The 26,433-nt window shown below is 45.2% G+C and carries 34 protein-coding genes and 2 pseudogenes; 2 read left to right on the top strand and 34 right to left on the bottom strand.

Annotation, left to right across the window (positions count from 1 at the left end; all coding sequences use genetic code 11):
* Positions 1–71: 71 nt before the first annotated feature.
* Positions 72–1,428, bottom strand: a pseudogene (locus tag ABXS70_RS05360) (amino acid permease).
* 528 nt (positions 1,429–1,956) lie between these two features.
* Here ABXS70_RS05360 and ABXS70_RS05355 point away from each other — a divergent pair.
* Positions 1,957–2,118, top strand: a complete 162-nt coding sequence (locus ABXS70_RS05355; protein WP_366294505.1) for a hypothetical protein — start codon at positions 1,957–1,959, stop codon at positions 2,116–2,118.
* A 100-nt stretch (positions 2,119–2,218) separates the two neighbouring features.
* Here ABXS70_RS05355 and ABXS70_RS05350 read toward each other — a convergent pair.
* The 6 genes and pseudogenes from ABXS70_RS05350 to ABXS70_RS05325 form a co-directional block, all read right to left on the bottom strand.
* Positions 2,219–2,494 (bottom strand): annotated as a pseudogene (locus tag ABXS70_RS05350) (sigma-70 family RNA polymerase sigma factor); the annotation flags it as partial.
* A 63-nt stretch (positions 2,495–2,557) separates the two neighbouring features.
* Positions 2,558–2,893 (bottom strand): YolD-like family protein, encoded by a 336-nt coding sequence (locus ABXS70_RS05345; RefSeq protein ID WP_366294502.1) that lies wholly within the window; start codon positions 2,891–2,893, stop codon positions 2,558–2,560.
* Between the two features lie 13 nt (positions 2,894–2,906).
* A complete protein-coding gene (locus ABXS70_RS05340) occupies positions 2,907–3,200 on the bottom strand; it encodes a hypothetical protein (protein WP_366294499.1) in 294 nt (97 codons plus the stop codon).
* Positions 3,201–3,202: 2 nt separating this feature from the next.
* Positions 3,203–3,403: a hypothetical protein gene (locus tag ABXS70_RS05335; protein WP_366294496.1), complete on the bottom strand. Its 201-nt coding sequence runs from the start codon at positions 3,401–3,403 to the stop codon at positions 3,203–3,205.
* A gap of 110 nt (positions 3,404–3,513) precedes the next feature.
* Entirely contained in the window at positions 3,514–4,002 is a 489-nt protein-coding gene (locus ABXS70_RS05330) for a hypothetical protein (protein ID WP_366294493.1), read from the bottom strand.
* Positions 3,995–4,477 (bottom strand): hypothetical protein, encoded by a 483-nt coding sequence (locus ABXS70_RS05325; protein WP_366294490.1) that lies wholly within the window; start codon positions 4,475–4,477, stop codon positions 3,995–3,997. Before ABXS70_RS05325 ends, ABXS70_RS05330 begins: the two co-directional genes overlap by 8 nt.
* Positions 4,478–4,879: 402 nt before the next feature.
* Here ABXS70_RS05325 and ABXS70_RS05320 point away from each other — a divergent pair, with 402 nt between their 5' ends.
* Positions 4,880–5,992 (top strand): beta family protein, encoded by a 1,113-nt coding sequence (locus ABXS70_RS05320; RefSeq protein ID WP_366294487.1) that lies wholly within the window; start codon positions 4,880–4,882, stop codon positions 5,990–5,992.
* On the opposite strand, the gene ABXS70_RS05315 is transcribed toward ABXS70_RS05320, so the two are convergent.
* The 27 genes from ABXS70_RS05315 to ABXS70_RS05185 all read right to left on the bottom strand — a co-directional run bounded on the left by ABXS70_RS05315 (position 5,928) and on the right by ABXS70_RS05185 (position 26,118).
* Positions 5,928–6,503, bottom strand: coding sequence for a sce7726 family protein (locus ABXS70_RS05315; protein WP_366294484.1), 576 nt, complete (start codon positions 6,501–6,503; stop codon positions 5,928–5,930). The two genes, ABXS70_RS05320 and ABXS70_RS05315, sit on opposite strands and share 65 nt — an antisense overlap.
* Before the next feature lie 150 nt (positions 6,504–6,653).
* A complete protein-coding gene (locus ABXS70_RS05310) occupies positions 6,654–7,574 on the bottom strand; it encodes a glycoside hydrolase family 25 protein (RefSeq protein WP_366294481.1) in 921 nt (306 codons plus the stop codon).
* Complete coding sequence (locus ABXS70_RS05305) at positions 7,561–7,947, bottom strand: phage holin family protein (protein WP_366296548.1); 387 nt, start codon at positions 7,945–7,947, stop codon at positions 7,561–7,563. The genes ABXS70_RS05310 and ABXS70_RS05305 overlap by 14 nt, the downstream gene beginning before the upstream one ends.
* Positions 7,948–8,080: 133 nt before the next feature.
* Complete coding sequence (locus ABXS70_RS05300) at positions 8,081–8,212, bottom strand: CD1375 family protein (protein WP_366294478.1); 132 nt, start codon at positions 8,210–8,212, stop codon at positions 8,081–8,083.
* Between the two features lie 61 nt (positions 8,213–8,273).
* A complete protein-coding gene (locus ABXS70_RS05295; protein WP_366294475.1) occupies positions 8,274–8,405 on the bottom strand; it encodes a hypothetical protein in 132 nt (43 codons plus the stop codon).
* Complete coding sequence (locus ABXS70_RS05290) at positions 8,398–8,760, bottom strand: hypothetical protein (protein ID WP_366294472.1); 363 nt, start codon at positions 8,758–8,760, stop codon at positions 8,398–8,400. The genes ABXS70_RS05295 and ABXS70_RS05290 overlap by 8 nt, the downstream gene beginning before the upstream one ends.
* Positions 8,761–8,772: 12 nt before the next feature.
* Positions 8,773–11,217: a tail fiber protein gene (locus ABXS70_RS05285; RefSeq protein WP_366294469.1), complete on the bottom strand. Its 2,445-nt coding sequence runs from the start codon at positions 11,215–11,217 to the stop codon at positions 8,773–8,775.
* Complete coding sequence (locus ABXS70_RS05280) at positions 11,210–11,530, bottom strand: hypothetical protein (protein WP_366294466.1); 321 nt, start codon at positions 11,528–11,530, stop codon at positions 11,210–11,212. The genes ABXS70_RS05285 and ABXS70_RS05280 overlap by 8 nt, the downstream gene beginning before the upstream one ends.
* Positions 11,530–12,183 carry a putative phage tail protein gene (locus ABXS70_RS05275; RefSeq protein WP_366294463.1) on the bottom strand — a complete coding sequence of 218 codons (654 nt, stop codon included), beginning with the start codon at positions 12,181–12,183 and terminating at the stop codon, positions 11,530–11,532. Before ABXS70_RS05275 ends, ABXS70_RS05280 begins: the two co-directional genes overlap by 1 nt.
* Positions 12,180–13,004: a baseplate J/gp47 family protein gene (locus ABXS70_RS05270; protein ID WP_366294460.1), complete on the bottom strand. Its 825-nt coding sequence runs from the start codon at positions 13,002–13,004 to the stop codon at positions 12,180–12,182. The genes ABXS70_RS05275 and ABXS70_RS05270 overlap by 4 nt, the downstream gene beginning before the upstream one ends.
* Entirely contained in the window at positions 13,001–13,444 is a 444-nt protein-coding gene (locus ABXS70_RS05265; RefSeq protein WP_366294457.1) for a DUF2634 domain-containing protein, read from the bottom strand. The genes ABXS70_RS05270 and ABXS70_RS05265 overlap by 4 nt, the downstream gene beginning before the upstream one ends.
* Positions 13,445–13,447: 3 nt before the next feature.
* On the bottom strand, positions 13,448–13,756 hold the full coding sequence (locus ABXS70_RS05260; protein ID WP_366294454.1) for a DUF2577 family protein: 309 nt from the start codon (positions 13,754–13,756) through the stop codon (positions 13,448–13,450).
* 14 nt (positions 13,757–13,770) lie between these two features.
* Positions 13,771–14,751: a hypothetical protein gene (locus tag ABXS70_RS05255; protein WP_366294451.1), complete on the bottom strand. Its 981-nt coding sequence runs from the start codon at positions 14,749–14,751 to the stop codon at positions 13,771–13,773.
* Positions 14,752–14,766: 15 nt separating this feature from the next.
* Complete coding sequence (locus ABXS70_RS05250) at positions 14,767–15,432, bottom strand: hypothetical protein (RefSeq protein WP_366294448.1); 666 nt, start codon at positions 15,430–15,432, stop codon at positions 14,767–14,769.
* A gap of 3 nt (positions 15,433–15,435) precedes the next feature.
* Positions 15,436–18,732, bottom strand: coding sequence for a tail tape measure protein (locus tag ABXS70_RS05245; RefSeq protein WP_366294445.1), 3,297 nt, complete (start codon positions 18,730–18,732; stop codon positions 15,436–15,438).
* 158 nt (positions 18,733–18,890) lie between these two features.
* Positions 18,891–19,301, bottom strand: coding sequence for a hypothetical protein (locus tag ABXS70_RS05240; RefSeq protein ID WP_366294442.1), 411 nt, complete (start codon positions 19,299–19,301; stop codon positions 18,891–18,893).
* A 117-nt stretch (positions 19,302–19,418) separates the two neighbouring features.
* The gene (locus ABXS70_RS05235; protein ID WP_366294439.1) at positions 19,419–19,769 is read right to left on the bottom strand and encodes a hypothetical protein; all 351 of its coding nucleotides are present in this window, start codon (positions 19,767–19,769) and stop codon (positions 19,419–19,421) included.
* A 132-nt stretch (positions 19,770–19,901) separates the two neighbouring features.
* Complete coding sequence (locus tag ABXS70_RS05230) at positions 19,902–20,345, bottom strand: phage tail tube protein (RefSeq protein ID WP_366294436.1); 444 nt, start codon at positions 20,343–20,345, stop codon at positions 19,902–19,904.
* A gap of 3 nt (positions 20,346–20,348) precedes the next feature.
* Positions 20,349–21,701 carry a phage tail sheath subtilisin-like domain-containing protein gene (locus ABXS70_RS05225; protein ID WP_366294433.1) on the bottom strand — a complete coding sequence of 451 codons (1,353 nt, stop codon included), beginning with the start codon at positions 21,699–21,701 and terminating at the stop codon, positions 20,349–20,351.
* Positions 21,682–21,930: a hypothetical protein gene (locus ABXS70_RS05220; RefSeq protein WP_366294430.1), complete on the bottom strand. Its 249-nt coding sequence runs from the start codon at positions 21,928–21,930 to the stop codon at positions 21,682–21,684. The genes ABXS70_RS05225 and ABXS70_RS05220 overlap by 20 nt, the downstream gene beginning before the upstream one ends.
* Positions 21,927–22,397: a hypothetical protein gene (locus ABXS70_RS05215; protein WP_366294428.1), complete on the bottom strand. Its 471-nt coding sequence runs from the start codon at positions 22,395–22,397 to the stop codon at positions 21,927–21,929. The genes ABXS70_RS05220 and ABXS70_RS05215 overlap by 4 nt, the downstream gene beginning before the upstream one ends.
* A complete protein-coding gene (locus ABXS70_RS05210) occupies positions 22,394–22,918 on the bottom strand; it encodes an HK97 gp10 family phage protein (RefSeq protein ID WP_366294425.1) in 525 nt (174 codons plus the stop codon). The genes ABXS70_RS05215 and ABXS70_RS05210 overlap by 4 nt, the downstream gene beginning before the upstream one ends.
* The gene (locus ABXS70_RS05205; protein WP_366294422.1) at positions 22,908–23,231 is read right to left on the bottom strand and encodes a hypothetical protein; all 324 of its coding nucleotides are present in this window, start codon (positions 23,229–23,231) and stop codon (positions 22,908–22,910) included. The genes ABXS70_RS05210 and ABXS70_RS05205 overlap by 11 nt, the downstream gene beginning before the upstream one ends.
* Positions 23,228–23,506: a hypothetical protein gene (locus tag ABXS70_RS05200; RefSeq protein WP_366294419.1), complete on the bottom strand. Its 279-nt coding sequence runs from the start codon at positions 23,504–23,506 to the stop codon at positions 23,228–23,230. Before ABXS70_RS05200 ends, ABXS70_RS05205 begins: the two co-directional genes overlap by 4 nt.
* A 76-nt stretch (positions 23,507–23,582) precedes the next feature.
* A complete protein-coding gene (locus ABXS70_RS05195) occupies positions 23,583–23,915 on the bottom strand; it encodes a hypothetical protein (protein ID WP_366294416.1) in 333 nt (110 codons plus the stop codon).
* Positions 23,915–24,847 carry a major capsid protein gene (locus ABXS70_RS05190; RefSeq protein WP_366294413.1) on the bottom strand — a complete coding sequence of 311 codons (933 nt, stop codon included), beginning with the start codon at positions 24,845–24,847 and terminating at the stop codon, positions 23,915–23,917. Before ABXS70_RS05190 ends, ABXS70_RS05195 begins: the two co-directional genes overlap by 1 nt.
* Before the next feature lie 29 nt (positions 24,848–24,876).
* Positions 24,877–26,118: an XkdF-like putative serine protease domain-containing protein gene (locus tag ABXS70_RS05185; RefSeq protein ID WP_366294410.1), complete on the bottom strand. Its 1,242-nt coding sequence runs from the start codon at positions 26,116–26,118 to the stop codon at positions 24,877–24,879.
* Positions 26,119–26,433: the final 315 nt, after the last annotated feature.

Below are 26,433 nucleotides of genomic sequence, written 5' to 3'. Positions count from 1 at the left end.
GGAGATTGCTCTTTTGCCATATCGTCTATACCTTTGTTCTTCATTGGAAATTGTTCTTCAAGTGAAAAGTGTTATTCCTGATCTCTCTTCTTCTTTTTGAACATGTAAATTAGGGATACAATCAGAAACCACACTGGTGTAACGAATAAGGCTACCCGGGTATCCTCTGCGAGCGCCAATACGATAATGACAAAGGCCAGGAATGCCAGAATTAGAATATTGGACAAGGGGTACAGCGGCAGTCTGAACCGACTTTGACTTGCTAATTCAGGCTGTGTACGCTTATAGCGCAGATGGCAGATCACCATAATGCCCCAGACGAAAATAAAACATACTGTGGATACACTCGTAATTAGTGTAAATACACCTTCCGGCATAATGTAGTTCAGCACAATCGCAGCAAAGATTACAACGGTAGAGAAGAACAGTGCATTGGCTGGAACTTTCCTATTGTTTACACGTGCAAATGATTTGGGAGCATTATGATCTTTCGCCATGGAATATACCATCCGGCTTGTACTAAAAATAGCACTGTTGCATGCCGATGCCGCAGACGTCAACACAACAAAATTCACCACACCGGCTGCTGCAGCAATACCTACCGCTGCAAATACCTGCACAAAGGGACTTTCGGTTGGCACGATCGCATTCCAGGGATAGATACTCATAATAATCAGCAGCGCTCCTACATAGAAAAGCAGTACCCGAATCGGAATCTGGTTAATGGCTTTGGGAATAACCTTTTCCGGATTTTCCGTTTCTCCTGCGGTCAGTCCTACAAGTTCCATGCCAACAAAAGCAAATACAACCATCTGAAACGATATGATAAAACCATGCATTCCATTCGGGAACCAGCCTCCGTGACTCCACAGATTGGTGAAACTTGCAGGACCCTGATTGGTTGTAAAACCTGTAAAGATCATATATAAACCGACCACAATAAGAGCCAGAATAGCCAGCACTTTAATCAGGGCAAACCAAAACTCCATCTCCCCGAACAGCTTGACCGTAGCCAGATTCATCACCAGCAGGATGACTAGCGCAATCAATCCAGGCATCCACTGGGGTACATTCGGAAACCAGAACTGCGTGTATAGGCCAACTGCCGTAATATCTGCCATCGCAATAGAAATCCAGCAGAACCAGTAGGTCCAGCCCGTAATAAATGCTGCCATATTTCCCAGGTAATCACGAACAAAATCTACAAATGAGTGATACTGTAAATTGCTCAGCAGCAGCTTCCCCGAGCGCCCTCATAATGAGGAATAATACAATGCCTGTGACAATGTACGCCAGCAGAATCGAAGGCCCGGTGAGTTGAATGGTTTTGCCTGCCCCAAGAAATAGCCCGGTTCCGATCGCTCCTCCAATAGCCATCAACTGCACATGCCTGTTCTTTAGTCCTCTTGTTAATGTTTCTTCCTGCATGGTACACCACCACTCTCTTTCTGCGCATGCTCTCTGTGATGCAAAAATAATATACCATTAAATATATAATAATCTGTCCAGAATACCTATCATTACTTTTCATAAATCCGTATGGAAAAAAGACCCTATTCAACGAAAACGGTCTGCTCGCTGCGGATATATTAAACCTCAAAGAAAATTCTTTGGTGAGCCTGATTTTATAAACTGATATTACAAGCATTAAGCAGTTAATCTATAACGCTTAAATTTATCTGTGCGGAAGACAATCCATAATTAGCAGACAAAGTCCTTCATTTGAATTAAAATATGGACAAGTACTATTTTGAGTATCATAAAAAGAGTGCTGAATTCGTTGTTAAAATTTAATTCCTTGATCCGTATCAATAAGCGTCATATCAATTTCTTCTTTATCTGTAGAAAAGTTTTGAATCGGTCTTTGTTAGAGAATATAAATACATTAAGATTTGGTTCTCATTACATTTCGCGCCATAGAAACTTGTGCGGTAAACGCAAAGAGGAGGTCCCCATATGAAAAACAAAATTCCTTTTGGCCTGATCATTCTGGCTGTTGCAATCGGCGGTAGTGTTGTCACTCGATTCGGACATGATACTTTTCAATGGGTATATTCCATTACAGGCATTTTGATTATTACACTGAGTTATTATTTTCTCTCTAAAAAAAGGGCGTGACCTCGCTTATATACGTGAATTAAGTAGTCCCCATAAAAGGGCCGCCTTTCTCACAGACGAAAAGCAGCCCTCCTGATTTTATGCATATAGATCGTTACATTTATTTCTGCTTATAAAATTCATGATACAGCTTCATCAGCGCACGCTTTTCAATCCGCGAAACATAACTGCGTGAAATGCCAAGCTCTTTGGCGATCTCGCGCTGGGTACGCTCTTCTCCGCCAGCTTCCAGGCCAAAACGCCCAATGACCACTTCTTTCTCCCGATCATCCAAAATGTCGAGGTTGCGGTAAATCTTACTCTTTTCGATTTTGAGCTGCACACGGTCTACCACATCATCCGCTTCGGTGCCGAGGATATCAATTAATGTAATTTCAATAACATGTTCATTATAGACATAGTGCTATTGTGGATTATGCTGTTCAAATCCTCTGCATTATTATATGCTCGCATTTATAATTTCTTCGATCTGAATCCAGCTGTAATCTTCATCACCACGTACAAGCTTGACTCTCCTACTCTGTCTGTCGATCGATGCTACAACTCCTTTTATCTCTTCATCATCAAAAGGATTGAATACCGTAAGCGTAACAGAGTGACGTTCCTGGTATGATTCGAAGATAGCTTCCTCAATAAGTTGCATCTCCTGTTCGTCCAGGACCGGCTTGCCCCTTCTTTCCTGCAGACTCATTTCCCGAAGATATGCATCACGATGTTCTGGCAGAATTATGCGTGATCCCTCGAAAACTCCGTTCCCTGTCAATTTGCTTGCCATAACTCGTTCCCCCTCAATATTGTGTCCAGTAATCTGTGTTATTCGGCTTAATCGTCTGTGGTGGCGCAGGAAGCTGCGGCTTCTCAGATTCCCGCTCCCAACCTTCCAGAATCACGATGTTGGCCGTATCTGACTTGTCATCCCATTGTATGTAATTCGCAGACACAAGGGCGTCCAATGCAGCCATGACATCAGGTTTATATTTCCCCGTCTTTACCGTCAGCTCATGTACCGTAGGAAATCGGCGGCGGCCACTTTTGTAGTTGTATAAGATTCTCAACACCTTGCGCTGATAATCAGTCAGCATGTTTATGCCCCTTCCCCTGTTTTAATTGGAACCCATGCCAGTAGTCCTGATTCACGGAACGTACGTGGCTGGCCAGACAACAAATCATCTGCTTTGATCATTCCGGACCGGATACTTTTAATCTGGATACGGCGCTTCGTGATCTTTCCCGACTGATCTTGATAAATGATTTCGACTAACCAACCCAAGTATTTTACTGGCATGTTCATCCCTCCAGAAATAAGAACATTCGTTCGCTTTTTATCAGTATATGCGAATATACGTTCGTTATTCAACAGAAAAAAATACCCAGTCCGTAGACTAGGCATCATTGTTATGGCTTTAGCTGGATCATAGCGATAATCACTGTAATTGAAAGCGCCACGATGGCCGCTATAGTTCCGATAGATCCCCATTTGTTAGCTGTTACTAATTGTTGTGTGTGTTGAACACTAGATGAAACGTCAGACTTAATTTGCTTGACCTCATCCTCTATTGCAGTAATTTTTTTCTCCGTTCTCTCTGATCCTTCTTTGATGGCATTAAGAATGCGCTCTTCGCGTTCTTTCATTTCATCCCGCCATCTTTTATCTTGCTCAATCATTTCCGCTTTATAACGCGACTCACGTTCTTTAGCGTCATTATGATACCTAGCTTCCCGTTCTCTGGAGTCTTTATCCATTCTTTCAAGTATCATCTTCGTTCCATCGTCCATTCTCACACCCCCTCTTTGCTCTTTTGCAGTAGCAACCTCATCTTGATACATATTCTTGATTATTTTCATATTATGTTCTTTTCTTGAAACAGCATCATACTTACTCATAATTTACGCCCTCGTTATAGGAGCCAGTAGGCATGACCACAAAAAACGTTTCTCCTAGTACTTCACCATTAAACTTGATCTTTATCGAGAACTTTCCATATTCCTGCAAATGTATTCCAGGGGAGCTAGTCAATCCAGCATCCCCAATTAATGAGAAGTCTTGCCTATTCCCTTCATCATCGTAAAGCGATGTGTCGCTGAATTGTACTTTGGTAATATCTGAAATATCGACAACATCACCATCTTTGTTTGATATCTCGATCTCTACGGTATGCAATTCTTTATTTCTAAGAATATAACCAAATGAAACACTATACTTCAGATGATAAGGTAATACCTCCGTTTCAATTTTAACTATAGGTTTGAGTATCATTGCCCCGCCATACGTAGTTCTTCCTACATCTTCAGATATAACTACAAAAGATACTGCATTAACTTGTTCTTGAGTCATAAAATCACCATATGTATGCTCCATCGGCTGGAGGACTTGCTTTTACAATCTGTAGCTTTATTTTACTCTATACGATTAAAAATGAACATAGGTAAGCGAATTCTGAAAATATAGGATCATAAGTTTCATCATTTTTTTCAAAAAAAGCACTTCACCAGCGCTATTCTCAGTGAGATGATTTTTACCAATACTCTCAGATTCAAGTGTATATAACCACTATTTTCCTAAAATTAAAATATATCATGATTATCAGATCAAGACAACTTAATTCGATAAGTAATTCGATTTCATAAACTTAATATGTAACACATTGCAAAAAATAATCATATTTACCCACTTTTACAGGACTTTTGATGTATACTATTCCCAACTAGATGAATTTAGTGAATCCTTCAGCCGATGAAGAAAGTCGCGGAGGCACAGATTATGACAACAGAATTAAAGTATGTACCTGTTTTAAAGTGGAAACAAGGAGAGCAAAAAGCTGTAGAGGGTCTACAAATTCCAACAAAGCAATCTATGACACCATTAATCGAGATCCCGCAAATTGATTGGGATTATGAAAATGATTGTCCTAAAAAAACAATTGATGAACATCTGTCGAAAACTGGTGAAAGTCTGTACAACTCGTGGGGGATTACCGAACCTGTTTTTATTGATCTCATTTACATCGATCCGAGTGAAAGAATGCAGGATGGCTCTCATCCCCTGTCCTATGTTCTTCAAGAGGGTCGTAACAGAGGAATTAATCTCATCCCAGTTACTGATCCAAATCGCGATTCAGCTTATCAGCTAGAAGTTATGAAGGCAAACCAAACAGATCAGAACGGTGTATGTATCAGATTAAAGGAAGCTCATTTTAACAATCTGCAGCACCACATTAATCAGTTGCTACAACAACAAAATATTTCACCTAATGAAGTTGATTTAGTTATCGATTACGAATACGCATCTACTGAGAATAAAAATAGAACTTCAATTTTCCTAAAAGGTGTACTAGACACTATCCCGTATTTGCATGACTGGAGAAGCCTAACTTTAACTGGTACGTCTTTTCCAGCGGATCTTGGATCAATAGATTCAAATTCTATTGGTGAGATAGAAAGAAGTGAATGGTTAATTTGGAAAGATGTTGTTACTACTCATTCATTGAAAAGATCACTCAATTTCGGGGATTATGGAATTTCTAATCCAGCACCTTTTGAGGCAGATCCACGCTTTATAAATATGAGCGCTAATATCCGTTATACAGCTGATGATAAATACATCATTTTTAAAGGAAGAGTGATAAAAAGATTCGGTGGGGCACAATACTTTCAAATTGCCCAGCAGGTTGTAGCACATCATGAGTATTATGGTGCAGGTTTTAGTGCGGGGGATTACTATATTAATGAAGTCGCCAATAATAACGATGGTCCCGGCAATGCAACCTCTTGGCGCAAAGCAGGAACCAATCATCATTTAACCCTTGTTATTACTGAACTCTCCAATTGGATCTCGCCTTCAACGTCTTCCTCACTTCATCCTGTAACTCCTTAACTGGTATCATCTCTGCAAGTGCGCTCCACAATACTGTTCGAGGCTTACTTAATAATCCTTTATGTAAGCCTCTTTCTTTTAAGATTGTAATTGCCTCATCCCTCCAAAGCAATTGAGCTAAGGAAAGCGAATCTACATTTTCGTTTTGTTGAGGCTCTCTTACCACAAAGAAATGCACAACGCCATCTTCCTCTTTCTCAGCTTGAGTAATCCCCCACCATTCAGGAACTATTTCATTAATACCTTCAATATACTTAGAAGCCGACAAAATTGTTACCTTATCGAAAACTTTATTGTAAAACTCCGATTGTATTGGTAATCTTGCTAGAGTGTCACTCTCACTTTTGATTTCATAACCATTAATGGCTCCATTGACAACTGCCACATCAATTCTTGCATCGCCCTGACAAAGTGAAAGCTCGTTAAGAATTAATGTATCTGGTTCATTCTCGTGCTCCTTATTCAACATAAGATGGAGCGATGCTCGAATATCTACATCTCTGGTCTTCATCTACTCACACCCCGCATACTCATTAATTGTGTTGCACCAACCTCATAAAAATAACTCCGCCAAGTACCAGCGGAGTCATTTCTAGATATCATTTTCCGTACTTCCAGTCCTTATAATTTAAGCATAATTCAAAATCAACCGATTGTAAACTTATGATTTTTCAATTTTTTGTAACTGCTCATCGAGATTCACCACATCACCTTTAACCACTGCAATCAACTTCAGGAAATTTTTCCTGAGCCGGTTCATCACTGCTGCAGACTCTTCACGGGTGATCATTGCGCCAGGACGTGTACCATCGTAATATCCATTCTTCGTCATTTCCTCCCACGATGCTGCAGCCCACTTGCTCGGCACGTTGATATCACGTTCCTGCGTCACTGGCTTTTCCTCCTTCCCTGTTTTGCTGTATCTGGCTCTCAGCTCTGCAACCGTCCCGTCAAATTCGTTCAAATCAACCGCACCACTGATTCCGTCAACCTTACGGTTTCCACGGGGCAAGTATCCACCTGCAGCACCATCGCTGTATTGCCAAAAGTCCCATCGTGTCCAACCAGATGCATCAGCAGGCGTTTGCGTGCTGTAACGTGCAATCCACAGCGGATAAGAGGACAGACCACTGAAATTGCTGATAAACGCCGGATATGTATATACCAGCGGTTTAACTCCAGTCAGCTTGTGGATCTCTTCAAGGAACGTTTTGGCCACTGACGTAATCACTGATTTGCTGTACCCGTTTTTGTTAGACTCGTAATCCATAACTGGCGGAAGATCAAATACACCAATTCCACCAGCATCCTGAATGGCTCTGTAGAAATTCTGCGCTTCCCCCTTCGCCGTATCAACGCTACCAGCAGAGTCATCCACGTAATGGTATGCCCCCACCAGCAAGCCTGCCGCCTTTGCATCTCGGACAAATTGCAGGAACTTGGACGAACGGAAGGACTTGCCTTGTGTGGCCTTGATAAATACGAAGGAGATCCCGTCAGCCGCCACCTTCTTAAAATCAACGTTGCCGTTATGATGGGATACATCGATCCCCTGTGCATTTCCCGCTTTACGCGCCTGCATCGCTACCAGCTCCTTTATCGTTAGCGTTGCCGCCCTTGCCCTTTAACACTTCAATAGCTTGTCTGATCACGGCCGGGATCGGCGCGCCCATCTTTCCACCGTTTTCAGTAATGGACAGCAGCTCATTCGCGATATAGAAAAACGCCACCGTATCCCGGAACAGATGGCCATCGCCCAGAATACCATCCACCAAGTGACCAACCGCTACCATGGCAAAAATAAAGACCTTACGGGCAATCCCGATAAGGCCGATTTTGCTTTTGAGTTCCCCTGACATCCAACTAGCAGCAACACCAGTCAGGTAATCCAGCACCACGAATACAAGCAATACTCCCAACACCCCAGACCAACCCCCAAAAAAATAAGACAGCATCCAGCTGCCTACGGCCAAAGACCATTTCCCCACGTTTTCCAACTTACTATCCCCGATCTATATTAAGTATGTGAAATAGCCCCCTGACTACTCCAGAGGGCATAAAAAATAGCGCAGCAATTGGATACGCTTCTTACTCAGTAATACCAAGGTCTGCCTTAACATACTCTACAAAACTTGCAGGAACGTCTGACAATTCACGACGGCCATTCATAATCAGATACACATACGTTGTTGCAAAACTTCTTTTCATTGCTTCAGTCATAAGATTTTCGCCTCCTTTCAGACATAATAGACTTAGAAATAAAAACAGCCGAGCTATAGGTTTACTTAGCATCGGCATTCTCTTTCTTTAAACGCTCATATTCAGTTCTGAATTCTTCAGGAATGCTCGATTCATCTCGCCGATTCGCTTTCACTAGGTCCCGATAAATTTTAGCAACCACCGTTTTATCCATTCGTAGCACCTCCAGCAAGCACCAATTCAATTAATCCGGCTATCGCTTCTTTGTTATCCAAATCACTCATTCGTAATGCTGCATTTTCTTGTGCGACTGATTTTACTGTGTTTTCAGCTTCGTCTAATCGATTTTTTAATTCCAATACGTCGGTGCTTTGTGTAATAACATCCAATTCTTCTTTTCGAGCCTTATCGAAGACAAATTCAGCATTAATCCATTTAAAGCATCCACTCATAATTCCAATTGGCAGCATATCATCGTATTCAATTCTTTCAAATCCTTCATGTTCATAAGTGATAACGTCTCGTACATATCCTGCTTTATCACGTTTAATATAGTATGTCTGATACATTTTAGTCCTCCTTTAAAATATTCTCGTAATTGAAACCAAACTACCTTTCTTACCAGCGGCTTTAGCATAGCCAATACCCAAAACATCAGCATTCCCGTTCAGATCGTTAACACCATTTACTTTTGTAGCGATAACTTTCTTTTCAGCACGCAACTGATGAATCTTGATATCTGCGCTATTTGCCTCAGTTACAATGTATATATATTTGCTATCTGGGCTGTATGCCACATAAGTGATTTCCAGATTCAGAGATATTGGTGCATCAGGGTAAATACTGAAGGAATCATTTTCTATGCCTATAACACCGATTACACTATTGGGCTTAAAACGTTTACTCGCAACAGCCAACTTTCCATCTGGGCTTGCAGCCAGAGTATATCCCATATTTGCAGTCCAGCCTCCCATGGTATCATTTATGTCCTTACGAACTAATGATCCATCTGCTTTAATAGAAAGGACTATAGGTTTTCCATTAGTCGCTCCAATAATATTATTGGAGTCAGCTGTGAATTCCAAATGATTGACATTCAGCGTACTATCAAGTTCGTATTGTGATATAGGGATGAGTGTGTCTTGACCAATCTTAACCAGCCCAACCGTCTTTGTACCATTCAATCGTGCTCCTAGAAATCCCCCATTTGGTGACATCTTAGTACCGCCAGGTCTACCAATATTGACATTAGGCATCTTTGTAAATGTATCCCCATTGCGTTTGTACATGCACCAGTTTGGACTAGTATCCGAGTCCAGTGTAACAATGAGATATTTTCCATCAGGAGTAAAATTCGAGATAGATTGCATCGATGGAGGTGGTACGTCTGGACCAGTTATCTTCGTATACACCCCATTAGTTCTTTTAAATATAGTGAGTACATAGTTAACAGAAGCAGCCAGATAATCACCCCAGACATCAGCACCCGAAATACCACCTGTGAAATTTGGAGAGACAGTATATGGTGTCAACTCTCCATTATCGCCTATATTGAACACAGGCCCAGCACTTCCATTATATCCGTTACTTGCGACTAGCGTTTTCCCATCGGTACTAACTTTAATGCGTGTACTATAGATTGTGGACACGGGGGGTCTATCTGATAAAGTAAATATGGTTGTATTCACTAAACGAACAAAATCACCTTTATTAACATCTTCATTGAGTATGACTTCATAATCAGTCGTTCCATTTATCACCTCCTTGCTACCACTATCTGCTAAAAAACTTTTCTCAATAAACCTAAAGCTGTAAGGTTTACCAGCCAGCATCTCCCCTGCAGCATACGCGCTCCCATCCTGCTTTTTAAGTGGTATATCTCCCAAACCGTTTACATTAAGTGTGACTCCTGCTGAATTCGTAACATGAGGTACGATTGTAATCCCAAACCCATCCAGTAATGATGCTGGAACTGGATTAAGTGTCACTGCATAAGCAGTCCCTGATCCGGTTGTGTTTGCGTACCCCGGCTGTCGAATGTAATCCTGTACGATGCCGTTGTAATCATCCGTGTTTAGTATACGCTTAAGTCTCGGTGTAAAAGAGGCTCCCGCTGTTACCGCAACTTGCCCGGTATCAAACATCCATGCTCCCTCTAGTCCAGCGCCAAGTCTAAATACAATTCCGCGCGCGCCCATAGTTTCATGAGTATTGCGATATCGGTATACGACTCCTGACGCGTCCAGGTAACAGTTATGACCATACAACACGTAACCACCTGTACTAGCACTGACCTCCCCCCAGCTACTTATACGGAGTGGACCAGTCAAAGAGCCTCCTGTGCGTGGTAAACTTGCAGACATAGCAGATGTCCGAGCATCATCTACAGCCTTGGATGTCGCCGCGACTGTCTGACTTTGACTTGCAATGTTATTGGATAGTTGTACCTTACCTTTTACTGTAAGAGATGCATCTGGTAAATCTAAGTTTTCTATTTTTTTTAGGATCTCTTCCAAATTAACATTTACCCTTTGGTCAGCTGCAGTAATAACACCACCGGTATCTGTCGCCACGTAAAAAATCGACAAACCTGATTTGGCTGTCGTTTGTGATGTGGTCTTTTTGACAACTCCATCAACATCCACGTATAGATATTGTCCTTGGGTTGGATTCAGTGACATTTCTCCAGCGGTAACCTCATATCTTCGCCCGCCTACGTAAGCTACCCCGGCTGTCCATGTCACTTTTAGTCCTGTAGCAGTGCACGCTAACCCCATCAATCCATCAACTACAGCAACAAAGTTTCCTGCTATTTCTTTCGCTAACAGTTCGACCAAGGTGTGAGCTGCATCGATGCCGTCTTCAATTGTGTTTAGACGGGTTGATGTGATTCGAGTCCCTTCCTGTACAAGTTCGAATAGCGGTCGCCCCGTTTGTGGATCAGTCTTCTGTTTCCCGGTGGAAGGGTCCAAAATTGGTTTGGTCAGGTCGGGGATCTCATCTTTCCATTCCTGTTTGTTATACAACTGCTTTCACCTCCAACTTGATCGTAAATTCAAACCCTATCAGGAAACCCCGATCATTTTTAATAACATTCAGAGGCTGGTTAGCCAATGTCCGGCCTTGATTATCCATAAGAGATGCACCAAGGATTTGCTTGCCCACTACCTCGGTATCATTTAGAAAAATGTATTTGCGGATTGTACGCCCGGATATGACCGTATTATGGATTGGGTATTTCACCAACTCCCCGCCAACGTTTACCAGAGCATGATCAAAATGAGAATCTGCATCCGTTACGGCATAATCAAGCATCAAAGGCTGTATTACTTCTGCCATTACGCTGTCCCTCCTTGCATTGGTATTTCAAACCCAGTAATCGGGCTATCGATTCGGGCGTAAGACGTTGTTGAACCCACTGTAATGTTCTCAATAGCCAGTACACCACTTGTCCCCAACTCCTGCGGCATTTCTAACCCGCAGATCGGAAAATCTAAAGAGAAAGCACACCCTTTGCCACCCAGCGTAATAGCCGGGGTTGATGTCTTGGTCACTGGCATTGCCCGGTTAATATGAACGGGCCGAATGTACTCAAAATCAGTAAATAGCCCCTCCACGTTGATAGGGGAGCTGCTGTCGTACTCAAAATGAATCTCTTTGGCCAGAAACTCTTCTGTCACCTGCAGGAGCTTTCCATACTGGGATCCGATTTGTCGAAGGATTGGCAGCTTGAACGGCTTCTTGGCCAACCTTTTTCGTCGAATAGCTTCGCGTCGGTTAGCCAACGATCCTACCTGTTCTGTACGGAAGTAAATCCATTCCCAAAGGCCAAGCCCCCAAGTTGCCCGCTGAAGCAGAAACTGATCCACTAATTCATCCATCTTTTTCTCACGCAGATCGATCTCTTCTTCCATTACGCCAAAGTGCCAGCCTGCTACTTCGTTTTCATACCAATAGGGCGGTAAGACTTCACGGTACCGAATTGGGATCATAGCAGCACCACCTCAACCTGCAGGAACGATACAGGTGGAACATCAATGTCCTGAATATCATCATTAAGCGTGAAGTTACTGTAATTCTCCACGCCTGGCACGAGCAGGAGAGCTGCGATGTAGTTGTAAAGCAGCTTACTGCGCCCGTTGGCATAAGCGACTACACGCTGCCGGATCGTTTCGGCCAGCTTCTGCATGTCTTCCGATGTCTCCAAGGTTGCTTGTACAGTGACAAGGAAAATTGGAGCTGGGTGCACTGCCAAGTCGTGACCTGCAATGCGGTAATCTTCCCACATTAATGATTTAACCGTCTCCGCAAACGCTGGAGTAATAGGCTGACCGTCCATATCTGTCAGATACAGATCAATGGAATTGTCATGGCGCTCTTTCTCAACTGCAACGGCCCCACCTACGCCATGAATCTCCTTGGCCCATAGTTCATAGTCCTTACGGCGGCCATTTCCTTCTTCGGTAAAAGCACGATCCAGAATCCGCAAACGGTAATCATCATTGGATTCTCCCTCTTTACGAGTCATCCCATCGGCCCAGCCGTGAGCATCCAGAAACTCATCATCTGCCCAAATCGGAGTCGACTGCAGCACACCATAACCCCATAACTCCTGCTGTTCAGCCAACTCCTGAGCAATCGGATACCAGAGGTCGTAAAAGTATTCTCCTTCCCCCACTGGAGGCGGTGGCAGCCCTCTTTCATTTGCCAACGTAATAGCCCGGTTGACCCACCGTTGATAAATCATATCCGGGGTTTCTTCAAGGACTGGTACAACCGGGAATTTGGGTAAATCATTAATCATCAAACTCATGTATCGATCACCTCATTAAGTTCGGCAGCTCCAGCAAGCCCTGTAATTTGGATTGTGAGATCCATTCCACGATCTACACGTGTCATAGATATCACTTCTGCTTGCTCAATTTCAGGGTGAGCTGTCAGAGCTTCCTCAATGTCACGAATGATTTCTGTATCTTCCCAGCCTGGCCATTCTGATTTTTCCACGCCAATGTCAGCACCGTAAACGACATATTGAAATCGCTCAGTACAAATAATCTTCATGGCCGTTTCAACAAGAAATTCCTCATAGCTCGTTGTCCGGATCGGACGACCGGCTTCATCCAGAACGGCCCTGCGGTTTCGATAGTCCATTTTGTAGGTCCATTTGGATGCGGATGGGATATTATCCACCAGATCCGTGACGTCTACTTCTTCGAGATCCATTTGAGGGAACATTGATTCTTCCTCATCCATCGGCTAACGCTCCTTTCCCAAAACGTAATACCGTTGACCCGTCATACGGGAGACAAGAAGCCGATCACCGACCTCCAGCGGGCTAGGGATCAGGAGTTTACCTTTCAAGATCGCTGGTTCTGGCTCCGCGACTTCAAAAGTAACCTCTATCTCACGTTCCTGCAGGTAGTCAGCAAAAACAAGGCTGCTTGATTCATATGGGTACGGATCGCCATCCACCTCAATCTTGGCATTCGGCCAGCTAAGGAGAGTTGCACGTTCAGTATCCCTCGCATCGATGTGGCCAGCTACTTTCTGTCGCAGTAACTTCATTGCTTCACCCATCATTAAGCTTCCCTCCGTTCCAGTACCATCTTGACCGTGAATATACCGTTGCTCCAAGTTGTGTCAGCACTCTCCACAATCCATTTGGTGACGATCGTTGTTTTGATCAACACGAGCCACCCAGCACGCAACCCCGCCAATGTATGGTCCTCATGACGTACAGTGATCTTCTTGATCTGCTTGGGCTTAGCCATCGCTTTCAGTCGTTGAGTGGCAACTGTGGTCGGATTCTCGTCCTCCTCAACTTCGATGATCTCTTCCATGCGGCCAAAAGTTTTCAAGGCGCTGGCATCCGTTTTGGTGACTGAGGCTGATAGCTTGTCATCCTTGTACTTCTGCGCAGTGACCACCGTGTACGTTTCTTCGATGTTGTAACCTGCGCTGCTGGCCTCCATCTGCTCAGGTACAAAAATGGGAACAACCTCGTTCGTACCTTCCCTCACGACCTGCAGGTAAAAATTTGTTTCTGTACGGACTACATCTACATGGTAACGATAGCCGCTACGCTCATATGCTTTTTGCAGTACATCCAAGATGACTTCAGAGTGTGCCATCGTCCCATATCGTTCATCGAGGTTAAAGCCGAGCTTGGGGCAACGAAAATCGATACCTGTTGTTTTGATGTACTTCTGCAGCTCGGCTCCCGCTTCACCCTTCAGGTATGGACGAGTGCCTTTATTCTTCGCCAGATACCAGCCAATCTCACGTGCCTTGATCTCCCATGAGCCCGTAAATTCATCTTTTTCGTAGTCAATGATGGGACCATGGAAGAATTGGTTTTTGTGATGAAGAAGGGACTTACCGATCTTATGCGAAAAGCACATCAGCATACCGGCTACGCTAATTGTTGGAATGTCCCGCAGTCGAACTGTCATGCTGCGTGCTATTTCGTTCCGTTGAGATGACCATGATATATCGGTAATAGCAGGAGCGAGGGTCGCCCTGGCATCCTGCTTGCCGTATACAACTGCAAATTTGTCCATGGTCATCCTCCTTATCTAGCTTTGAATATAGTGTGCTTTATTCGTAGCAGCTGCAATTTTGTTTTTACGACCCGTGTAGTCGAATGATCCTGTTGCATTGTCAGCAGCTTCCTTAGCAGCTGCTTTGCTTTTCTTCTTATCCTCGGACTTCTTCTTCTTTTTTGACTTCTTCTTTTTGTCCTTTTTGTCTTTTTTACTGGTCGTGTTGGGCCTGCTCTTACTTGCCTTGGTGATGATTACACCAGGCTTTAGAAGCTGTTTGGTGTTGGAATATGAAATGATTTTGACAGGCTTATGTTCTACAAGGCTCATGGTAATATGTATATTACCTTGGCCATCCTTATAAACGATCTCCATGTTTTCAATTAACATGGTCTGGGAAAAAAGCTCTTCAAAATTTATAACTACCGGCTTGGGCTTCCACTTCTCCAACAGCTGCCAAGTCGTTTCTGGACGCTTGTATGTGACAGTCTGTTTCTTATCCGTCTCCCACAAATCACGCCATTCACGCGGCAAGATGGCCGAAAAAGAAACCCGCTGCAGCTTGGCAGTGGGTTGCCCTGTTCTCTCTTGACCAATGATGACGTTGAATGTATCTACGTCATTACCTGTTGTAATTTGAATCTCAGCTGGAGTGATCGGAAAAGTCAGCCGGATAGCTCCCTGTGACATGGCCAACATGCTTTAACCCCCTGTCTCCAATGCTTTGTAAATCTCTTCGCCGGCTACATCACGAATTAGAGCGCGACCTGCAGGGCTTGTTAAAGCTCGGGCAAAGGATTGGAAGTCCGTAATACCTGCCGCAACTCCACTCAAATCAATGGTGACATTGCCGATCGTTACCGACTTGTTCCCGCTTGATGCTTCTGCAGATAGCGGAGACGTCCGGACAGGAATGCTACCGCTGGATAAACTCGCTCCCTCAATGCCATCCACACCATCACGCATTGTTCCAGCAATATTATCCATACGATTCTTGATGGAGTCAGACCGCAGCCCATCAGAAAACATCGAAACAAAGTTCGGCGCCCATTTATCCGATTTGCTGGCGGGGCCTTCTTTGGTAGGAGATGAGAACCCAAGATAGCTATGCATGATCTTAGCGGCGTTAGAAACGGCAGAGGTTAAAGTCGGGATCTGGCTAAGCATACCAGATGCCATCATGCTAATGAGGTTGCTACCCCAGGTGCTTCCTTTGCTTGATATTGTAGATAGTGACTCCAGTTGGCGGCGGGTCAAATCGATTGCGCTCTTGGCCGATGAACTCACACCACTGAAACTTAAAGCAGCCTGACTGTTGCTGCTGATAATATCCTTTGTGCTGTTCTTCGAGGTGACACCCAAGTCCTTGGCTTGCTTCTCCGTTTCCTTGGCCGCCTTTCCAACCGCCTTGACGTTGCTCTCAGCCTCTTTGGAGTCAGACCCTTTGAACATACCAACAACGATATCCTTAAATTTATCTGCAGATTTCACAATATCGCTGTCATCCATTGCATCTTTTATTCCTTGCTTCAGGCCGCTTTTTTGTACATGAGAAACGATGTTATCCATCGTCTCCTTGATCTTTTTCTCTCCTTCCTTTGTTGTTGTAGAAGTTGTGGTGATGAACGATTCTTTAGGTAACTGCGGCGTAACGGGCTTAGGCTCTTCTTTTGGTCCAAAACCCATCCAATCCTTGATAGAGCTCGTGAGATTGGATACACAATCCACGATGTCACGGGTCACGCCACTGGAATCAGCAAGTGAGCCCAACTTTTCTCCAACCCAACTACCTGCAGCAGCGCCTAATGCCGTCCCAAGCGGACCGGCTATCGTCCCCAATGCACCACCAAGACCACCGCCTATAAGACTACCTGCTGTAGAACCCCCATTTGTAGAAAGAGCTTCCTTCCATCCCTGTTCCTTAGCGATCCCGTACATGTCATATGCAGACATGCCGACATTAGCTATCGTGCCGAGCACACCAAGTCCTTTTAGAACACCTTTGGTTGCACCACCCACACTTTTTACACCCGTCGATAACAGAGCGTCTGCACCAATTTTCGGACTGAATTTAGGAGTTTTGGGTTGCTTGGGAGTCTTCGTAGTTACCTTCGTATCCTTGCCTTTGACCGTATCTTTTTTACTCACAACAGCTTCAGTTTTATTCTTATTACTTACTACACTGGTCTTATTACTACTGCCAGATTTTCCTCCCTTACCTTTCCCTTTGTCTTTCCCCTTACCTTTGCCTCTTCTGCTATTGCCTCCAATATTGCCATTGATATAGACGCTTGTCGCATTGACGTTCATACTGGATACAAAGTCAGCTCCACCGATGGGGGTTAACCCGCCCCCGAGTCCCTTTTTACCAGGTATAGCCTTCCATATCAATTTCCCTACACTACCCATATCCTGTATAAGTTGTTTTGTTCCTTTAATAATACCTACTGCACCCTTAAGTGCCAAAATGCCTGCTAATCCAACCACTACTTTATTAATGACTCCTGAAAATTCATGATAAAAGCTAACTATGTTGCTAATTCCTGCTGCTAACCCTGAACCTAATGCTTCAATCTGTGCCTTGTTGTCTGTCAGCAAAGAGTTGAACTCCTTCATTGCTGGGACCGAAGCTTGCATGATGTTGCCGCCAATGTCCTGCATTTGCATCTGAATATCAGCTTGTGACTGTCTATATGCAGTCATTGGATCGGCCTCTTGCTGCTGCTTAACCATTCGGTCAGTTGTACCTGTCATGTCAGGCGCTTTTTCAAAAGCAACGCCATAGGTCTTCAAGATTGCGTCAGCGTTGTCTTCACCCGTTGCTGACCCCAATTTGGTTAAAGTCTGTTTCAGTTCGTTCCTATCCTGACTTGCCATATCAGCCAACAAAGCGGCTATAGCGCCTTTTGCTCTTTGGGTGTCACCAGAGTTAATATCAGCAGTGAAAGCGTCCGCCTGTCTAGCAGCCTCCTTTTTACCCGATCCCCGCGCACCAAAGTAATCCGCCATGTCGTCAGCGTTAAGGGCTTTCACGCCAAATACTTCCTTGAAAAAGTCGCCTGGCTTGTCAAAATTGAAGGCCCCTTCTTTGACAGTGCTGCTCAGGAAATTACTCATTTGGGCCGAACTTGTGCCGCTACTCGCAAAGTAAGGGCTGTACTCCCAAAACGTGTCTGCGATATCTTTCTGCGGATCTCCTACTGACATATAAGCATGCGCGATACTGTCCGCTACCTGCGAGTATGATTCTTTAAAGTTCTTTGCCGATTGTGTGACAGCTCTCTGCATTTCCTCTGATTCGGAATCTGGAATTATCGACTGCAGCTTGGTCGTAGCCGCAAAAGCTTCGCTCACCTGTGATTTGTCTTGCACCATCGGGGTAAGCGTGGAAAGCTCAGCCGCCCCTGTTGCCCTATCAGAGATAAGCCCTTGTGCAACTAACTGGTCGTTGGTAGCCAAAACATCAGATCTTTGCTGTGATGATAAATAAGGTGCAAGCCTGGAAGCTTCTTTGTAATAATCGCCCACGCCCCCAAAAATGGCATCGGACATTCCACCACCCAGTACCAACCCACTACCAAGAGCAGCGAGAGCTGATAACTTTGTAGATATGTTATCGATCAGTGGACTAATTTGGTCATCAGCATGTAATCTGACATGAGCATTAGGGATCTCCTTTACATCACGGTCAGCACCAGAAACTGTTCTTCGAAATGCTTCTGCACTTGATCGAGCACGGCGGAACAGATCACCAACAACAGCACGTCCGAGTTGTCTGGTCTCGTCAGCTGCCTGTCCGACTCTGGCCCCCAAATCCCGGGCTGACTCACCTGCACGATGGATGGAGGAACTGAACTCTTGTCCCATTCGATCTGCAGCACGGCGAAGTCCTCCCACATCGTCCTGTGTATTTCTCAGTCCACCCTGCATGCGGCGCAGCGTACCAGATACAAGATCCTTCGCTTCAATAGGTACCGTTATCCTCCTGGCCGTCGCCATAGTATGCACCCCCTTCCCGGCCTACTTTTTGTTAAGCTTCTTCAACTCTTCTTCTGCCAGCATCGAGGCAGCTAAGCAAAAATGATACTGCCTGTTCTTATTTACTTCATAGGGCAAGACTTCGGCGGGCAGTTTCTTTTGGTTAATCCAAAAAGCTGCTACCCAGCTTGCTTCTCCGTCCCGCCGGATGAGTTTTTTGCTTCTTTCAGCAGCTCTTCCTTCGTCTCTTTAAAATTACGGACCGCCTTGGCCAAGATGGCATAATGATCAGGATCATTAAGCAGGCGTGGTGGCAGTTCATTTTTATTCACGCAATTGTAAGCCTTCAGGAGTTCGATGTTTTTCCAGTCGAAATCATGCTCTGTGGCTTTTACGATCATGACATCAATGTCATTGAAAGAACTTTTCGCGCTTCCATCCTCGTTGTATGCTGCTTCATATGCCCGACGCAAGTCCATAGTGGTCAAACGACGAACAGACCATTTCTCTCCGTCTACTGGTACTTCAATTTGTTCTGGTTCGGCTGCTTCTGTTCCAGCCGCAAGATATTTCTGTAATTTGTCGCTCATCGTGATTCCTCCATTAATAATTTGTTTTCTGTTTTTTCACATTTAAAAAGCCTGCAGAACTACTCCTATCGGAGCTCGTCTACAGGCTTATTATTATTTATTCTGTACTATTAATTATTATCTTACATGAATATAATAAAGAACGCTCCCCGCTCCACCTGGCAGGTCTGCTACCACGACAGCGTCTCCTACCTTAAGACCAAGTACAAATCCGTTCCGATCCAAGTAAATAGGGCTATTATTCCCTTGATCTCCACTAATCCAAAAATTTGAACCCGACAAATTCCTTGATTCTCCTACTCTAAGAGTAATTTCGACATTAATTTTGTCCATAGCATTTACTTGAGAGGTCACTGATTGCGAGATTTGAGGACTTGTTGGGACTAATGAAGTATCAGCAAAAGAAGTAGATCCCAAAGAGAAGCAGGCAGCAATAGAAACAATTCCTAACAATAGTTTTTTACTCACTTTACATTCTCCCTTCGTATTTGGAATACATTTCTATTTTATATCATATATTCAATTAATGGAATGGATTTTTCATTTCGATTCTGAACTTTACGTGAACTATTCTTTTACCACATAAATTAAAATTAACTTTTATGCCATGTAATCCGGAAATTTTTCTACGAACTCGAAGTCTGTAGCCGTTCCCTCCAACGTGATATCGATACCTGTATTGCTGTCGATCTGAGCAACCAAAATATCCATGTTCCCGTGGATATGGATACCGGTCAAAAGAACCCGTTCAGTATTCCCCGTTTGCATGTCTTCCAAGGCTCCGGTGATCCGATCGAGGAACATGGTCTTACCTGCTTTAAAGTCCTCCAACAGACGGTAACGCAACCTGGATTCCAACTTGGACATGACCAGTTTAACCGGGATCTCGTAACCCACAATTTGTTTTGTCTTAGACATGCGCCGTGCCCGGACTACATCCAATGTTTCGGGATTCAGTGTAACTTCAATTTCCTTGATAGTCTGAACACCATCCCCGTTATCGTCTTCAACGGAAAGATTCCGGCCAATTAGTTCGCGGTCCATTTATTAAGCCACCTCCCATGTAATGTAGAATGCTTCGATGGCATCAAGCGGTTTGGCAAACAGTTTGAAATAAGCGTAATCGAAGTCACTTACGTTGTTCGGATCTTCCGTGAAGGTATAACCCTCATCAATTGCTTTCTGACTCCTGCGGATCGCCAGATACTCCAGCACGGCCGCGATAAACATACCTCTGCCATCCTTGTCGTTGTCGAGCTTAGCTTTCCATTTTTTCGCTGTGGAATAGATGTCGTTCAGGACCTGATCAATCGTCATTGAGACACGGATCTTACCGAAGTCCTCACGCTCACCTGTGCCCATCGTAGTCAGCGTATTAACCGCCGACTCAATGATATAGTCATAACCGTCACGAGTAGCCATGAGCGTACCCTCAGCTAGTCCTTTGATGACCTCGCTGTGACTCCAATCAATGGCCGCTTGGGTCATTGGCACTTTAACCCCTGTAAAGGACTTATTCGCAGGGGTACCCGCCATCAGACCAGCCACCCATGCAGCCCATTGCACTGAGTTGTATGTTTTGCCGTTGATGTGTGTACCGGCAAGGGAGCAGTTGACGATGTATCGGGCGTTCATGTTCCTGCTGCGCGCATTGTGCTTCTCAATGTCCGTGTCATCCAGTGCAAGCCCTGCAACAACTAGCTGAGCAAGTCTGCGGGCTTTTGAACGCCGATCCAACAGCCATTGTTTGGCAGCGGCTTGGACTGCCGCATCCGTAGAGGGCAGGTAAAACACATCAAAGGTCAGGCCATCTACCCGGTTAAAGATACGGCTCCAATCTGATGCCGTGATCGATGCGGTACCGGACACAGCACCTGTTAACGGTGTATATGCTACATCTGCCCAAGCAACTGCACCCACAGCCTTAAATCGGACCATACTGGATTTCTTCAGCGCTTCTTCAGCTGCCGTCTTATCAGCCACGGTATAAGTCTCTGTGTCGTAAATCCCTTTGGTGTCGCGGATAATGATTTCCTTTTTGGTGGCATCGACCAGGCTGGCACGTATCATGTATTCAAAATCATTCCCGCGTAGACCTGGATAACGCGCTTCAATCGTGTAGCTATCCGTGACAGTAACAGCGGCAGCTTTTTCAGAACCATTCGTCACGCGGTACCCGACCACAGTTGCCCCTGTTTCGGATGCCAGCTCCAACTCATCCACCTGCAGGCCGCTTTCCTTCAAACGCTCAGACATATCAGCCATGTCTACAGCCTGATTAGCTGCTCCCCATTCGGCTTGATACGGGATCAGCACGCGTCCCGTAACGGGTACTATTCTGGCCTTTGCCAGCGCAATCAGTTCGACATATCCGCCTGGTCTAACCCTTTGAATCGACATTCATCGTTTCCTCCTTCTGTACCGCTGGACGCAAGTATGCATCCAATCGGTTTTGTACTTCCTGCTGGGACAGCAGGGCATCTGCTTTGCAATCAAAAAGGGCGCCCGCCACCTCAAAGCGTTCATGCTTCAAGGCAGCTGCACCCTCAATCCATTCCTGCTTGGTCCGCTTGTTCAGGTCTTCCTGGACAGTAGCGGCGACAAGCTTTTCCTTACGTGTTGTGCTCATGAATTGATCTCCTTTCCATAACCAATGTGGAATTCATTGATCTTCGGTACAGGCGATTTCGGAACAGCCAGCAGATACGAATACCTGCAGGTGACTTCTATCCGATCCTTTTCGGGCCGGGTACGCGGCGGTTCCATCACCAATGCAACACCAAAGCGTTTAGAAGCGTAGCAATAGCGTTTCTGACGCAGGAATGTGAAAAACGGGGCCATATCAAAGGGAATAGGTTCGCCTTCATCTTTCTCCGTAGTTCGTTCCTTGTCGAAGTGAAACACCAGTCCAACATCCTCCACGATCCGGTTAGCACGCGGGCTGTTAACTTTGTCTGATACAAGGTCTGTCTCAATAAAAACGGATGGTGTATCGAAGTTCCCAGCAAGCCATTGCGCCCGGTCCCGAAGGATGGTCAGATCCGGGTACACTGTACGAACAATCTCAGCCCAAGCTTTTAAACCCGCATCCATCATCGCAACACCCTTTCTAACTCTTTCTCTAGGCGTTGTATGATGAGCTGATTCATACCGCCTTCAAACTGAGTGATTGCTATGTCAAAATAACGCCTAGCGATGAAGCTACGCGGCTTTGCCATGAATCCACCTTTGGCATTACGGTCATACACAAAAGACCCACCGCTGTTCCAGTATCCCGGAACAAAGTGAGCCTTATGGATGGTGTATCCCTCATTGATCAGGCGTGGATAGCCCCAATCATTTTGGCCGTTTGAACCAGACCCGAGGTCTGAGCCGACTTCCAAAGTAATCGCATTACGATCCACGTCCCATTCCCACACATTACCATCACCGCCTCGAGTAAACGAGTTCCACATCAAGCCCGTATCAATCAGATCCTGACGGTTTATCTCATCGATGATATGATTCAGCAGGCTTTCGCCCATCGCTTCAGCAACGTTGGTCAGGACTTGCTTCATGCCTTGATCAGCCAGCTTTCTAAATCGTCTGGCCACCCCATCAAAGTCGTTAACGATCATTGCCCTTCACCTCACACGTCAGCAGCAGTTCCATCCAGTACCGGCGCGGATTAGCATCCATCACCAAATAGCGGCGACCGAACAGTACAACCTCGTCACTGATTCGAACATCAGCCGTTTTGGACAAGCCAACTGTTTTCTTGACGATATACACAACAGGTTTAGCATCAGCCTGACCAGATGTCTCCGTCTTGATCACATGACATTTGAGGTCCGCAATTTTGCTGCTCTTACGATCGTTAAACAGGTCGTCACCGTCTCGCTTGCTACCAACCCGGTAAACAGCAAGGGGCGTTTTAAATCGGTGATTCATAGCAAATAAGCCGTGATGTTGCCATCGTCCGGCCCTTCCTGTTGTTTCTTGACCCACAAGAACAGGATTGCGTCCACGTCCGGGTTCCCCGTGGTCTTACCTGCGATAGCTTGCCGGGTGTACGTCCAAGCCCCGTCGCTCTCGGAAGCATAGTTCCGGGCGACAGCAGCAAGATATTCCTCGCTATCCTGCAGGGCAAGCCCCTCAGCCAGCTTCACCCATGCGAGCATGAGCTGCCGATCCACGATTTCAGGGAAAGGAATGGGCAAATACAACTCTATCCGCACCTGGGCGTCATCGATGTACTGCTCCAGTTGTTCAGGCGTTGCTTCCTGAACGGGAGTTACACGGCTACGCTGTTGGAGGATCGTTGCTGTCAGCATTTTTACCGTCAGCTCCCTCCGATTGTGTGCCTCCCCCTTCACCTTTCAGCGCTTTAAGCAATTCGGGTTTCTTCATATCAGCGAAGCCCGGAATTCCTGCTAATTTCGCTTTATCCTTCAACTGCACAACAGATAACTCTTCCAAAGGAATAACCTTTTCCTGTTGCACTTCGAAGTCTTCACGTTCACGGAAGTGCTTAACTACAGATTCACTTTCAACCAAGACAGGCACTTTCGCAGCGAACCGGATTCCATGAAGCATTAGTGATGCATTTTTCCCACGATAAGTGATGTATGGCATTAGAACGTCACCCCTTCCGCATAACCTACCGCTGCAGGCTCTTCGAAAATAGCATCCAAGTCAGAATGGATAGCATAGAATCGTTTATCCGCATAGATGGCTTCTTTACCTTCCGTCGTTTTGCGGATTTGCATGTCATAGGTATTTACCAAAGCAAAGTTCTGGTGGTATGTGAAGATCACAGCGCCTTCAGGCATGTGCGGCACTTCCTCAACGTCATAGGAGTTGATTTTTTTCACGCCGCCCATGATCTGCAGCTGGATGGATGCGCTGGTGTCTTTTTCAGCCAGTTTCTGCAGACGCTCACTAAATGTGTTCGGGTGCATGAAATATTTGAACACCCCAGCTGCACGCAGACGCGTTGGAATAGAACGTTCCAATTCGAAGAAGATACCGACCTTTTTATCAGTAGGCAATGTTGACCAGTCGATGACGTTACCTTTTGTTTTCGCAACCTTCAACCAACCATCGTTAATTTTAAGGAAGTCATAGTCGGGATCAGTGTTCGGTGTCGCAATATCCCCGTTAAAGCCCAAGTCCTGCATATTGTCTCCGTAGTTCTTCGTCATTGCCGTCATGATGATAGCTTCAGCATCTTGACCACGAACACGCATAGTCTGACGAATAAACTCTTCCGTAATCTCGAACGGCAACACAACTGGTGCAACTGCATAAGGAACCTGCGGGAACGTAGGGCCTGTAATATTGGTGGCCATGTTGTTCTCCACCTTGCCACGAAGGTTACGACCAGTTACCCCAATTTTGTCGATTGTACCCTTGGCACTTGTGCGGGTAATCGTGCGAACGCCTTTCAAGAACTCCGTCGACTCATAAGCCATGGCCATAAATGCATCCACTTGCTGATAGTTGAGGGCCGTTTGGTCCATGGATGTTACGGTAGTCGATTTAATAATTTGTCCATTGGTTTTCATATGTTTAATAGTCTCCCTTCGAATTTGAACTACAGCAGGTTGCCGAAGCTAACGGTGCCATCAGCTTTGTGAATATTCTCATCCTGCGCACCACCCTGAGCAGATCCACCGCGGCTGTTTTTAACAATCTGTACGTCAGTGGCCAGCGAGGACATTTGCTCGGTCAAAGGAGCCAATGCCTTGGCGATCGCATCAGTCAAAGCATCTGCTTGCGGCTCTGTTCCAGTGCCTGCCTCCGGTGTCCCGGCATCAGGAGTACTTTCACAGTCCTGCTTTTTTAGCTCCGTTACATCGGCAGCAAGTCCCTCCATTTGTTTAACAATCGGTGCAACGGCAGCCTGAACGGCTTTTGCAATATCTTCTGGTTTCAAATCGTCTTCCTCCCCTTCGTCCTGCTCATCATCTGCAGGCGCTGTCTTGTTTTTAAGATCGGTCAGTGTAGCAATAGCGTCATCAATGTGCTTCAGATTGCTGGCAGAAATCTTTTTGCCAGCTTTGGCAATGGCTTCAGGAGGTTTCCCGATAGCCTTCACGATGTCTTCCTGCACCAGCACATCCTGGGCAATCTCTACGAAATCCTGCAAGGCTTCACGAATGATTTCTGGGTCTGTTTCCATCCCCGATTCCCACGAATCCCAACGAAAAAGAACCGCGTTCAAGGCGTCTTGCGCTGCCCAGAACTCACGGTTCTTTCGGTTCTTGTTGTACTTATCAGCAACTGCGCCCTTCTCAATCAGGCCGAGCGCTTTAGCAATACGTTTCATGATGCTTTTAGAAACAGTCGTGTCTTCCTCGACTTCTTCACGTTTACCGACACCCCACATTGAAAAGCCTGTGATTTCACCTTTCTGGATGTCTTCCCATGTGTCATCGTCAGTGACCTTAACGCCAGCAACCCACGAACCTTTAGCAATCACTTGGTCGCCAATCTCCATATCACACGGGGCAATATAGGATTCAACTACGTACCCTTTGTCAGCGTCCAGGTCATGCTGCTTATCGATGTTGTAGGTGTGCTGATTCTCCATGAACAGATGCGCGGCCTTCTCGATCTCATCAGCATCCATCATGTCACCGTGAGTATCTTCCACATCGGGTTGATATACGACCCCAATAACGATGTGCTTTGTGTCATCCACCTTGGCGATCTGTACTTGCTTCTGGATAGTATCTTTGCCCGCTGCCTTAATGATGGCAAATGGCACGCCATTGGCGCCCTTATCTACCAGCGACAAGTGCGTAATCTTTGCGTCTTTCATTTTGTAGGTCATTTCTTCTCTCACCTCCTTTTACTAATTTAATTTCATATGGTATAATTTTCTTGTATGTTGAGGTTGTTGCTGGGCAGCGTTGGTATTACCCCAATGTTGATAATAGTCATCGCAATCGTCCTCCTTGGTTTTATTCGTTTTATTGGCAACCAGTTATTTAAAAAAGCTAATACAACAAAAAAGGAAGTGATGTCCATGAACAATAAACCAAAAGTATTTAAAGGTTTCCTGTCGTCTATTGCAGAAACAGGGTGGGCATTTGTGATCGGACTCTCAGTTAACTGGGCTTCGGCCTGAGCATACAATGAAGAACTT

Source organism: Paenibacillus sp. AN1007 (genome assembly GCF_040702995.1).
In the GTDB taxonomy this organism is placed as follows: domain Bacteria; phylum Bacillota; class Bacilli; order Paenibacillales; family Paenibacillaceae; genus Paenibacillus.
The sequence above is the reverse complement of the archived record's forward strand: the minus strand, read 5'-3'. Positions and strand labels throughout refer to the sequence as shown.